At 57.2% G+C, this 12,575-nt stretch carries 8 protein-coding genes and 1 pseudogene; 2 read left to right on the plus strand and 7 right to left on the minus strand.

Annotated elements, in window-relative coordinates:
• The 6 genes and pseudogenes from ACWIUF_RS08715 to ACWIUF_RS08740 form a co-directional block, all read right to left on the minus strand.
• A pseudogene (locus ACWIUF_RS08715) lies at positions 1–1,339 on the minus strand (hypothetical protein); the annotation flags it as partial.
• A gap of 98 nt (positions 1,340–1,437) precedes the next feature.
• Positions 1,438–2,874: a sugar transferase gene (locus ACWIUF_RS08720; RefSeq protein ID WP_448571930.1), complete on the minus strand. Its 1,437-nt coding sequence runs from the start codon at positions 2,872–2,874 to the stop codon at positions 1,438–1,440.
• 219 nt (positions 2,875–3,093) lie between these two features.
• Positions 3,094–3,930, minus strand: coding sequence for an acyl-ACP--UDP-N-acetylglucosamine O-acyltransferase (lpxA, locus tag ACWIUF_RS08725; RefSeq protein WP_448571932.1), 837 nt, complete (start codon positions 3,928–3,930; stop codon positions 3,094–3,096).
• Positions 3,931–3,951: 21 nt separating this feature from the next.
• Entirely contained in the window at positions 3,952–4,473 is a 522-nt protein-coding gene (fabZ, locus tag ACWIUF_RS08730; protein ID WP_448571934.1) for a 3-hydroxyacyl-ACP dehydratase FabZ, read from the minus strand.
• A 38-nt stretch (positions 4,474–4,511) separates the two neighbouring features.
• Positions 4,512–5,438 (minus strand): UDP-3-O-acyl-N-acetylglucosamine deacetylase, encoded by a 927-nt coding sequence (gene lpxC / locus ACWIUF_RS08735; protein WP_448571936.1) that lies wholly within the window; start codon positions 5,436–5,438, stop codon positions 4,512–4,514.
• 8 nt (positions 5,439–5,446) lie between these two features.
• Positions 5,447–7,777, minus strand: coding sequence for a BamA/TamA family outer membrane protein (locus ACWIUF_RS08740; RefSeq protein WP_448571938.1), 2,331 nt, complete (start codon positions 7,775–7,777; stop codon positions 5,447–5,449).
• Positions 7,778–8,305: 528 nt separating this feature from the next.
• On the opposite strand from ACWIUF_RS08740, the gene recN reads away from it, so the two are divergent.
• Both recN and ACWIUF_RS08750 read left to right on the plus strand, forming a co-directional pair.
• Positions 8,306–10,213, plus strand: a complete 1,908-nt coding sequence (recN, locus tag ACWIUF_RS08745) for a DNA repair protein RecN (protein ID WP_448571939.1) — start codon at positions 8,306–8,308, stop codon at positions 10,211–10,213.
• Positions 10,214–10,618: 405 nt separating this feature from the next.
• Positions 10,619–11,509: a lipase family protein gene (locus ACWIUF_RS08750; RefSeq protein ID WP_448571940.1), complete on the plus strand. Its 891-nt coding sequence runs from the start codon at positions 10,619–10,621 to the stop codon at positions 11,507–11,509.
• An 8-nt stretch (positions 11,510–11,517) separates the two neighbouring features.
• On the opposite strand, the gene ACWIUF_RS08755 is transcribed toward ACWIUF_RS08750, so the two are convergent.
• A partial coding sequence (locus ACWIUF_RS08755) for a hypothetical protein (protein ID WP_448571941.1) occupies positions 11,518–12,575 on the minus strand: 1,058 nt, incomplete at its 5' end.

A 12,575-nucleotide genomic window follows, 5' to 3' on the forward strand; every position in this document is an offset into this window, starting at 1 on the left:
GAGCAGCCGCAGGCGGCACCACCGGGGATGGGGGCGCCGAGGGGGCGATCGTCGGTACAGGTGTTGCGGTTGGAGTTGCCACCGGGTTAGGAGTGACTTCTGGCAATGCTGGCGCCGGTTTCGCCTCCGGCAATGGGGACCTTTCAGGGCGGGGAACAGGCGTAGCAGGCACCCCTGGCGGGGGCGGAGGTGAGGCCACCGGGCTGGGTTCAACAACAGGCGGTGCGGCGACTGGCGAAGGGGCCGTTGGTGGCGTGGGCCGCGTGCTCGGGGGGGACGCCACTGGCGACGGGGTTGGTTTAGCCACCGGCTGAGCCTGCACGGGCGGGGTTGGTTTAGCGGCTGGTGAGGTCGATGGTCGGGCCGGGGTGGTGACGGTTTGCTTGACAATTCCCTGGGCCGCCGTGGCCGACAATTCGCCCCGCATTAACCGCGAGAGGGGATCTTTGCCGCCCGGTTCGTACTGAATGAGGCGGGCCGGATTATTAAAAGCGTTGAGGACCAGCTCGCCACGATTGTTCAGAAACTCCAGCTTAATCCAGTTATCACCCCGCTTGAACCCTTTAAGGTAGACGGGTTGCCAGTCTTCTAACACAAAACTTTCGCCATTGATCGTGCAGCGAATCCGCCAATCACTACTCTCATCCTCAGCCGCCGCCAGATGCAGGGGCGCATTGGCAAGGTAGAAATCCAGCAAAATGGGTTCCGCCCCATAGCGCCCTTGGGGACGGCTATAGGTCAACAGGGGCAACTTGGGATCGGGGTGATTGGTGGCCGTCGGTGTCAGGACATGGAACGTCACCTGGGCATAGGCCCCATCGTTCTTAAAACTTTCGTGCCAAGGACGGGCGGCAAAGGCCCGCAGGGTATGGGTACCTGGTTCCAAATCCTTAAAGACTAGAGGCTGATCCAGATCGTAGACCGCCTGATAAGGCTGATTATCAAGAATGACATGCAAATGGGGACCCAACCCCAAGGTCTCATCTTGGAAAATCGGCAAATCCCGAACTTGAAAGCGCACACTGGCCGTTGTAGAGGTCAACACCTCATCCGGGCGGGGACTCACGATCGCCACCTGGGGCTGGTAGACATCCAAGGACTGGCGTAGGGTTTGAATCGCGGCGGGCGGCGCGACTTCCGATAGGCGTCCCCCTAACTTCACTGGACTTGGCTGGCTGGCCACCGGTAAACTCACTGGCGTCGCCTGCTGACAGCCCACCAGGCCAATGCTTAGAACCAGGATGATAGCCAGTAGATTGGTTAAGAGGCGTCGAGCGGCGATCCCAGCCCAGATATCCTTCATCACCGAGCGATACTCCCGCACTGAATCGTGAACCAATGGCAAGCGTGATGACCAGTACTAGACCTGACACCTGACCAAAGGGTTTGCCCCCGTCATCATACTATTTTTCTGTTCGCCAAAGTTTGACTGGCGCTTTAATAGGCCCCCCGGCCAAATAAGATTATCCGACAGGTTTCCAGCAAAATATCCAGATCCAGGTTGAGGGACCAGTTATCGATGTAGTAAAGATCCAGGCGCACGGCATCATCAAAGGTATCGATATCCGATCGCCCAGATACCTGCCACAGCCCGGTAATACCCGGTAACACCTGGTGGCGGGTGTGGTGCCAGGGGGCAAACCGCTGGACATCGCGCAGGGGCAGGGGGCGGGGCCCCACCAAGCTCATCTCCCCCCGCAGGACATTAACCAGTTGGGGTAGCTCGTCAATACTGGTGTGGCGCAGCCAACGCCCGATCGCCGTAATGCGCGGATCATGCTTGATTTTGAACATAACCCCATCCTGGCTTTCATTGTGGCGCTCCAGTTGGCTCTGGAGGTGGGGGGCATCTACGATCATGGTGCGAAACTTCCACATCTGGAAGACCTTGCCGTGTAACCCCATCCGCTCCTGCCGGAAGAGGATGGGTCCGGACGAGGTGAGTTTAATCGCGATCGCAACACCCACCAGCAGCGGCGACAGGAGGATAAGACCCAGCAACGCCCCCACAAAGTCAATACATCGCTTGAGCTGATAGTCCAACCCACTGAAAAGGGGAGCTTCCACCTTCAACGTGGGCAAACCCGCCAAGACCTCTGGTTCGCCGCGTCGATGCAGCATATTGAGGCTAGAGGGGAGAAACCGCAAATTAATCCCAGCCCGCCGTAATTGCCAGTATAGAGAGGAGGCTAAATCCACTTCCGACCAGCCAACTGACCTGCGCTCGGAAAAATCGGCCAGGACCTCCTGCGCCTGGGTTGCCAAAATAGCCTGGACTGTGGCGGCAGTATGGATCTGATCCGGGGCCGCAGTGCCGACCACCCGATAATGGGCACGGCGCTGGAGAGCCTGGGTTAACTGTTCGAGGCGATCGCGTGGCGCCAGCAAAAACACCGCTACGGGATCGCCTTGCTCAGCTTGCCGTAGCCCCAGGGTGGTAAGCAGGCGTAACCCCACTACCAGAACAACGCTGGCAAACCAGGCGCTAAAAAACAGGGATCGCGGGGGATCAATCAACGGGTCATAAAAGTAGGACACCACCAGGGACGCGAGGTATACATAACTCACCAGGCGACCCGCCTTCAGGTAATTTTTCCATTGCCCTGTTGTGCTGTATAACCCATTCCCCCCCAGGACCAGCAGCACAGTCGCAGCAAACACCCAAAATAAACTAGGTAGGCCCAACCACACCCACCAGACCAATTGGGCCGGAATCGGGGAATAAAACTGGTTAAGGTGGGCAGCAAGCCGCCAAGCCAGGGCCAAGGCGATCGCATCACTCAGAAGCAGGGCCAGACCGTGCAGCCATCGCTGCCGCTGTAAGGGCGAGAGCGACCAGTGTTGGGAGGCACGAATATCAGGAATCCAAGGCACAGGGGTTAGCGGCGATACGCGGCTGGTGTCGCTACACGAACGGTGATCGAACATGGGGTTAGTGTGTCCGCACGCACTGCGGTCAGTATTCCCTGATCGCCCCCCTAAACCTGACAGCGGGCAGAAACTTTTTGCCATGCTGGCGTTTTTAGCGAATCTTGAGAACTGCTTTTTACCCTTGTCTTGTCGGCAATTCAGGTATCTTTGTGTTCCCGCCTATTAGATTTCATCCAGTTTGGCCCCCTTCCCAGGGATCAAGCCGCGTCGTCCCTCTAACATCGAGAATTGTAAAAAACGGTGCAAGTGTTGAATACAGTCGTAATCCCCCAAAAGTTCCACTTGGGCCAGCGCCTCTGGAAAAGATAGGCCCGATCGATACAACAGGCGAAAAGCTTTTTTCAAGGCTTGGAACGGTTGGCCACTGGCCTCTGTGGTCAAGCCCGATCGCTTCAAGCCCACCAGGTTCAGCGAACGTACCCGTGCCGGATGCCCCTCCACCAGGACATAGGGAGGCACATCCCGATCGATCCGACTCATGGCTCCCACCATTGCCAAACGACCAATCTGAACAAATTGGTGAATCCCCACCATGCCCCCAATCACCGCCTGGGATTCAATCACCACATGGCCGCCAACGGATACGGCATTGGCAATCACCACCCGATCGCCGACCACACAATCGTGGGCAATGTGCACATAGGCCATGATTAAATTTTGATCCCCAATCCGGGTGGCTTCCCCAGCTTGATTGGCCCGGTTAATCGTCACAAACTCGCGAATCCGGTTGTCGTTACCGATGCGTACCTGGCTGGGTTCGCCCGTATATTTCAGGTCTTGGGAATCGAGGCCGATCGCGGCACCCACAAAAATATGGTTGCGATCGCCAATCACCGTATCGCCATCAATCACCACGTGGGGGTCAACAACCGTCTCGGCCCCAATTTTCACCTGGGGGCCAATGACGGCATAGGCTCCCACCCGCGCCGTTGGGTGTAGCTCGGCACCAGGATGGATCACGGCGGTGGGATGGATGGCTGGCATGTTTGGGGGGGTCAACTTACGTCTCCGCGTTTATCCCTACTGGGCTACCAGCGAAAACATCATTTCGCCATCAGCCGCGAGTTGCCCTTCCACCTCTGCCTTACCGTAAATCTTGCAAAACCGCCGATGCTTGACCGCCAGTAGCTCCACGGTCATGAGCAATTGATCCCCAGGAACCACGGGACGCCGGAACCGGGCCTTGTCAATACCGGCAAAGACAAATAACCCCCCGCCCATCTCTGGCATTTGCACCGCGATAATCCCGCCGACTTGGGCGATCGCCTCCAAAATCAACACACCAGGCATCACGGGTTGGCCGGGGAAGTGGCCCTGGAAGTGGGGTTCATTTACCGACACATTTTTAATACCCACCGCCCGTTTGCCAGGGACATAGTCAATAATGCGATCCACCAGGGCAAAGGGATAGCGATGGGGCAGGAGGGCTTGAATTTCCTCGGCGGCAAAGGTAGTCTTCACCAGCGGCGTGGCTGCCTCCAGCTCCGATCGCGGCGATAGCACCTCTGGGTCACTCAAATTCACACGGGTAGAGACGGACATGGGCCTGGGGGTAGGAACAACAAAATTGCGAATGGCCGCTAGCCGCTGCCTAAGGTGGCGTGAGGACCAGGATTCGCATTCTGAATACAGCGGGCTAGTTGGGTATGCAAACCGTGACTGCCCTTGTAGGCCACAATATGGGCCAGGGGCAGGGCACCCAGCAAGCTCAAATCTCCAACTAGATCCAACAATTTATGGCGGGCCGGTTCATTGGCAAACCGCAATGGCGGATTCACCCAACCCTCTGAGCTACAAACAAGGGCATTTTCCAGACTACCACCTTTGATCAACCCTTGGGCTTGCAAGTGCTCAATTTGATGGGCCAAACCAAAGGTCCGGGCCGGGGCCACTGCCGTGGCAAAATCCTCCTGCCGGGGGGACCAGCTATGCCACTGGTTCCCGATCGCGCTCAGGTCAAAGTCAATGCCATAACTAAAACGCGGCTCACGCGCGGGCAGGGCCGCAACAAAGGCATCGTCGCGTTGCACCCAGAGGGGTTCCGCTAGGATGAGGCACGATCGGGGTGCGGCCTGATCCACCCACCCGACGGCGGCAATCGCCCGCACCCAATCCTGGGCCGAGCCATCCATTAGGGGGACTTCCGGACCGTCAATCTCAATCTCGGCATTATCGATCCCCATCCCCGCCAGCGCCGCCAGCAAATGCTCTACCGTGCGCACACGGGCCTCCCCCCAGCACAGTTCCGTCGATAGCAGGGTGTGCTCCACCGCTGCCACCTGAGCCGGAATCCGGGGGCGATCGGGCAAATCCACCCGCACAAAGACACGCCCCCTGCCCACCGGGGCTGGCCCCACCCGTACCTGGACCGACGCGCCACTATGCAGGCCCACGCCCGTCGCCGTAAAGGCAGCAGCCAGGGTATGTTGGGTGGCAGCTAGGATCGGACGCTGGGGCACTGGAGCAGAAGGGAGTTGGCCAGTCGGGGGCAGGGGGGCTGCTGTCATAATCGGCCTTAGAAGCGCTCACCAATGCCAAAGTGAACCCGACTATCGCCTTCGTTATTCAAGCCGTAGTCGATCCGAATTGCCCCCAGCGGCGACTGGATGCGCACACCCGCACCATAGCCTAGGCCCCAACCCGGTTTGCCGCGAATACCCGCCGGATCGCCGGGGACATCATCCCCCGTGCCCAGATCACTCGCAAAGTCCACAAACAGAGCACCACCGAGGATGGAAAACAGCGGGAAGCGGTATTCCGCACTCGCTTGGGCAAAAGAACGGCCACTGCCAACTTCGCCCTCATCGTAGCCTCGCACGGAGTTCAGCCCCCCCAGGGAAAAGGCTTCGTAGGGGGGCAGATCACCAATCACGGTGCCGGCTTGCACGTTAAAGGCAAGGGCCTGGGGACCTTTGGTAAAGTTCACATACTGGACCGGGACATAGAAGCTGTAGCTGCCCCGCAGGCGATTGAAGAAGATGGAACCACTGCCAACGGGTACCGATTGCTCAACCCCAAATCGCAGCAGTGACCCCTGGGTAGGCCGGATGGGATCATTGCGGCGATCGTTAACCATGCCAAACTGGAGCGTCACCAAGTCATCCTTCCCGGTGCCACTGAAACTGAGATCGTTGCCCTTCTCATCCCTTGGGCTGAGATCCCCATCGGCGTCGCGGATCGTAACGTGTTGATACTGCAAGCCAGTAGACGCCGACCAGCCGTTTTGCAGGGGGCGACTAAAACTGATACCGCCACCCGTGCGCACGACGCGGGGCCGATCGCCATTGGGCAGTTCCACTTCCGGATCACCGCCGTCGAAGATCAGGGAAATCGATCGTCGCCGGAAGGCATTCACCGTGTAGGAGGTGCGATAGGGGTCACCCGCAATCCAGGGATCGGTAAAGTTGACATCAAAGAGCAACTCCCGCTGGCCCACCTGAATTTCGGCCCCTAGCTTCTGGTTATTTCCCCCCAGGTTTTGTTCCTGGTAGCTGACTGAACCAAAGACCCCACTGGCGGAACTAATCCCCGCCCCCGCCGCGATCGATCCGGTATTGCGTTCAATCACATTAACCACGACGACAACTTCCTGGGGATTGTCGCCCGGATTTAGGGACAGGCGCACGTCTTCAAAAATGCCCAACCCAAAGACCCGCCGTAGGTCATCTTCGATTTGTTGACGGTTGAATACTTGCCCGGTTTGGGTTTCAAACTCACGGGTAATGATGAAGGGGCGGGTCCGGCCTTTGATCGGGTTCCCGTCTTCATCGGTGGTTTCTCCATCCTTACTGAGAAACTGGACTTGAATGTCTGCGATCACCCCTTCAGCAACCTGAAGCGTAACGGTCCCATCGGGCGACACATCGGGGGAGTCGACAACCTGGGCCAGCACATACCCATTGTCCTGGTACCACTTGTTCAGCTCCTGGATACCGCTTTGCAGTTGGCGCAGGTTCAGCGTTTGACCATAGAGAGGTGAGAAGATGGTATCAGCCACCTCTGGGGGGAGGACCTGGGCATCAGCAATCCGCACCGCCTGCAAGACCGGGTTGGGTTCGACAAAAAAGGTAATACGGACACCCAAGGGGGTATCTTCGGGTTCAGCCCGGACCCGTGCAAAGTAGCCCGTCGCAAAAATAGCGTTGATATCGCTTTGGAGTTGCGATCGCGTCGTCGTCTGGCCAGGTTGGGTCCGAATGGCCTGGAAGACCTCATTTTGGAGAGTTGGGGTTGCGCCTTCCACTTGAACTTCCGCCACCAATACCCGTGGTTCCGTCGTTTCTGTGGTGGGAGTCGGTTGCTCAAAGGGGGGAATGACCGGGGGGGGAGCCGTGGATGGGATCTCCCCATTGGAGGGCGCTGCTGGCAGGTTGATCTGCATGTCTGGTTCGAGGGGGCGACTCGGCACGAGATCGATCGTATCGGGCGTCTCTTGCTCCGGTGTCTGGGTTCCTTCTGGCAATTCCGGCACAACCGCTGGAGGCGCTTCCAGGTCAATGATCGGGGGGGGGTCCCCAGCTTCCTGAGCCAGTAGCGGCGGGAATGGGGCCGTCGGGGCGAGCGGTTGGGGGTAGGGTTCACCAAACACCACACTGACGGGAGCCGTCGGGGCGGAGGACTCGCCATCGAAGCGGGTGGGAACAACCACCCCGATCGCAGGGGTATCTGGCGTTGGGGTCACCGCACTCAATGAACCCGACAGCCCGATCGTCGGCACAATTGTGTCGCCCCGTGCTGCCTCCGATAGGCCCAAACTAGCTGATGCGGCCAGTGTGGCCACTAAAACAGAAGATAAGCGAGTTTTCTTCACAGTATTCCAGCACTCCCGCACACCAGATCTATCCATGCACTTTGCCTTTGAAGTTGGTTGTTACTGATCCCGCTACATAATTCCGTTTCTAACCTTACCAGTAGTCTCTCCGATTTATCTGTTATCGTCTAGGACTCATCCATAAAAACCATCGGTCAAAACGAAGGATACAGCGAGTGAGTTGGCACGGTAGCCAGCAAAATGCTCAAGCGCTACCCACTGGGGCGAGTGACGCTCGCACCCGTCATTCGTCTAAAGCTAAGTACAGTTACTCATGCTGATTGTAAAGCCTTATGGCAATTTTCTGAACCGGGGGGTGAGTCCGTCGAGGGGTAGACCCATACCGTTATTCCCTTGGGGTGACGAACCGGCCAACCCAAAAGTTTCCGATCAGGCGGCAGGTCGTCGCCCCAGTACCCTGGGCAATCGCGCCTGATGATGAGGGCCATCCGGTGTGGACCATCCAGACACGGTCAGATCCGATTAGACTTGAGGGTGATGTCTTGCTAAGCCAACAAAACACGCGATCCGCCACGGGCGTCGCCAAGCTATCGGGGTATTTCCATGTTGTTGTCCCTGCGGATTGAGAACTTTGCACTGATTGATTGCCTGGAAGTGGCGTTCGGTGAGGGGTTAAATGTCCTCACGGGGGAAACGGGGGCGGGAAAGTCGATCATCCTGGACGCGATCGCGGCGATCCTAGGGGATAAGGTGACGGCCCGGATGATTCGGACAGGGGCCAGCCGCTCGCGCCTAGAGGCCAGTTTTGAGGTAACGCCCGCCCTCCAGGCCTGGTTAGCGACCCAGGCGATCGAGGCAATGGGGGATGGCACCCTCATCTGTAGCCGGGAGTTAACAGTACCCACCGGTGGGGCGACGCGAACTGCCGCGTCGGGGGTGCGTAGTCGTTCACGGGTCAATGGGGTCCTGGTCAATAAGCAACAGTTGGATACCCTGCGGGAACATCTCGTGGAAATCACGGCCCAGGGCCAAACCTTGCAACTGGGGCAACCGGCCATCCAACGCCAACTGTTGGATAGTTTCGGCGGGCCAGCCTTAAACCAACAGCGGCAACAGGTGGCCACAGCCTTTGCCCACTACCAGCAAGCCCTCCGCGCCCTGGAAGCGCGGCAACAGTCCCAACAGCAACGGCTACAACGGCTAGATTTACTTCAGTACCAGGCCCAGGAATTGGCCGCTGCCCACCTCAGTGATCCCCAGGAGTTGACTGAATTAGAACAGGAATACCAGCGTTTGAGCCACAGTGTGGAACTGAAGCAGCAAAGTTATGCGGTGTATCAGGCCCTTTACCAGAACGAGCAGGGGGGGATGGCAGCGGCGGATCTGTTGGGGCGGGCCGAGGCGATGCTCACCGAAATGCAGGCCTATGATCCGCAACTGGGCGGCATTCTGGAATTAGTCAGTAGTGCGCTCACCCAGGTAGCGGAGGCAGGACGCCAGATCAATGCCTACGGTAGTTACCTGGAAACAGACCCCGATCGCCTGCAAGGGGTGGTAGATCGTATCCAGGAACTCAAGCACATCTGTCGGAAATATGGGCCAACCCTGGACGAGGCGATCGCCTATGTCGAGCGGATTACTCAGGAACTTGGCGAACTCACCGCTGAGGGGGAGAGCTGGGAGGAATTGGCCGCCACCTGTCAGGCAAAACGCCAGCACCTGGATCAGGCGTGTGCTGCCCTGACCCATCTGCGGCAAATGGCGGCTCAACAACTGGAAGCGACCCTAGTAACGGCCTTGCAACCCCTGGCAATGGAACGGGTCCAGTTCCAGGTGGTGTTAACACCGACCCCACCAACGGCCACGGGAGCTGATCGGGTGAGCTTTCACTTTAGCCCCAATCCGGGCGAACCGCTGCAACCCCTGGCGGAAACCGCATCCGGGGGGGAGATGAGCCGATTTTTGCTGGCCCTCAAGGCGGTCCTGGTCCAAGGGACCACCCGTCTGACACCCGTCTTGGTATTTGACGAAATCGATGTGGGGGTATCCGGGCGGGTGGCCCAGGCGATCGCGCAGAAGTTGCACCAACTGGCCCAGCAGCAGCAAGTCTTGTGTGTCACCCACCAGCCGATCGTCGCGGCAATGGCGGATCATCACTTTCGGGTGGATAAACAGGTGGTAGCTAGGGCAGGACAGCCCGGTGAACCCCAAGCTGAGACAGAACGGACGATCGTTCAAGTACACCGCCTCGACCCGGCCCAGCAGCGTCAAGAGTTGGCCCAATTGGCGAGTGGGGAAGTAGAACCGGACGACCAGGGGTCGGCCACGGCCTTTGCCGAATTGCTGCTCAGCCAAGCCGCTAGCCTGCGTCAAATAGCCGCTGCCCCCGATCCCGTGCCCCCCCCCGCTGCTCCGACCCCACGGAGTGCGAAACGCCAGCCGAAGGGCAGTTCTCGCCAGCCCCCTTCTTCCCGATCGGGGCGGAAATCCGCGAGTCGCCAGCGGGCCTAAGGTTAATCATGTGAGTCCTAGGCAGCAAGAAGTAACAAAATGATAAGTCTTAAGATTGTTATCAGAGTGCGGCGATCGGTAGCAACTTTTAAGAGAATTTGAGAGGCTCATGGTCATCAGAGGCAGCAGTCATTAATCATGCTGCGCTTACTAAGCTACATCTAAACGTAAATAGAGTAGTTAATTAGACGCTTAGCTAAACGTCTAGGGTATTACGGCGATTAAAATTGCTGTTCTAGTAGCTACGAGCAACCATGTTCTGACCAGTCGCCAGGATTCGCTAAGTTTTTAGTGACGACTTTAGTCGTCAAATTACCCCATATTCGGATCTTCTAAACAGCCTCTTAGCGATCGCCTGACTTCAAATTTTACGTGTTCTATAACTACCCAAGGTGCATCACAACCATGATTACTACCACTCCCCAGCCTGATCCCTGGTTTCAATCATTTGACTTTGAACCCTATACTACTAAATTCAGCTTCAAGAATGCCCTAGCACTCGCAAAAGCCTCCCGACTTGCCTATTATACGGATGCAGCATTCGTGAACCAAGTCGCCAGGGAAAACTTTAAGTTTGACCATGTGTATATTTTTGATCGGGAACAGATTGAAGCCCTGCTGTTGGCCGATCGCGAGAAAATTATTGTGGCTTTTCGGGGCACGGATTCCCTAAAGAATTGGATGGACAATCTCGATATCGATCTCGTCGGGGGTCCCTTTGGGCGAGTACATGAAGGCTTTAGCCGTGGCCTCAGTTGGGTTTGGCGGGAGGTACAGGGGGTCATTCAGGATCTCCAGGTTCGGCAGCGGATCAGTGAAGCCAATTTCCAATCAATTTGTGAAAACGCCGTGCGGCCTCCCTCCCTATGGATTACGGGGCATAGTTTGGGTGGGGCCTTAGCAACCCTAGCCACGGCAAAATTGCGAGAGAAGGATCGACCCGTGAGTGGGTTATATACATTTGGGTCTCCACGAGTTGGCGATCGCGAGTTTGAACGTAATTTCAATACGAACCTGCTCTCGAAAACCTATCGATTTGTCAATCGGAATGATCTGGTCACCCGCATTCCCCTACGCTCCCTGTTCTATAGTCATGTCGGCCAATTAGTCTATTTTGACTATCAGGATGTTGCCCACAATGATCCCGCATTTTGGTATCGTTTCCTGGATGGAATTCGGGTTCGGATTGAAGATCTACTGGATCTGGATTTATCCACCCTCGAGAATCACGAGCTAGTGGGTTATTTACGCGCCCTGCGCAACAATCAAAATCGCCGTTGGGAAGAGTTGGATTAATTCAACCCTTAAGTCAATACCATTAACCAGCGGAGGATTTCCGTCACTTCGGTGGCCATCCGAGCATCGAGAATTCTAGCTTCCTCATGCGGATCATGGCAAACATAGGCAGCCAGGAGGGTGACACCAAAGGTACGCAAACGAGCCGGTCGCTCGCGGGTATCGAACCAGTGGCCAAAGGCCGTATAACTGAGTTCGCTACGATCGCGGATATTGCTTCTGCCAAAGCCCATTTTAGACAGGATCACGGGCGATCGTAGCCTCGGCGTTAAGTTCAGAGTCGTCAGGGCGAGATCCACATAGCGAGCAGAATCAGTCCCCAGGGCAGTAATTAACGGAGGCCAGCTATGGGGTTGGAGGCCGGGAATTTGCGCGTTGGGCGGCAGCGAGGGGTGCCAAGCCATCATCGTGAGGATACGGGTTAGATCATAGGCAGACACGGCATTTTCGCCCCGGTGTTCCTCAGCCTCAGCCCGGAGGAGAACCTGATCGCGCTGGGGATCATACAGTTCAGGCATGCGGAGGAAAGGCGGTTCGCCATATCTTCCCTGAAATCTTAAATTGGCATTACCCGTGAGGTGTTTTAACCAGGTTTCTAAAGCTGGGGGGGTCGCAAATAATTTCAAGCTATGGGCGATCGCGTTGGAGGTTGCGATCTGTTGTTGATAGCTGATCACATCAGTGGCCAACTCCTGAAACCGGTAGGCTTGGGGATGCTCGGCGTCGCGGAGCAGACAGGTGTCGATCGGCGTCTCAGGGGCCTGGGTATTGGCTTGGGCAACCAGATAAATGAGGGGAATAATTTTGGTCGCGCTCCAAAATTCAACCGGGGTGAGGGCTTGCCGTCCCCACCATTGGGTTTGCCAGGTTTGCTGCTGCCAGGTACCTATGCATAGACAGGCTTGTTGGATATCGGGATGGAGAAAGCCCAGGGCCTCATCGTTCAGGATGGGCCGTTGGCCCCGATCGGGGTAGGGATGCCACTGGCCAGGGGTGGGCAGGTCAAAAGCGGGGATGGGGGCGGCGAGGCGATCGGGATAGGCGGGCAGGTCTGGTTGATAGGGGG

Source organism: Trichothermofontia sp. (assembly GCF_053493415.1).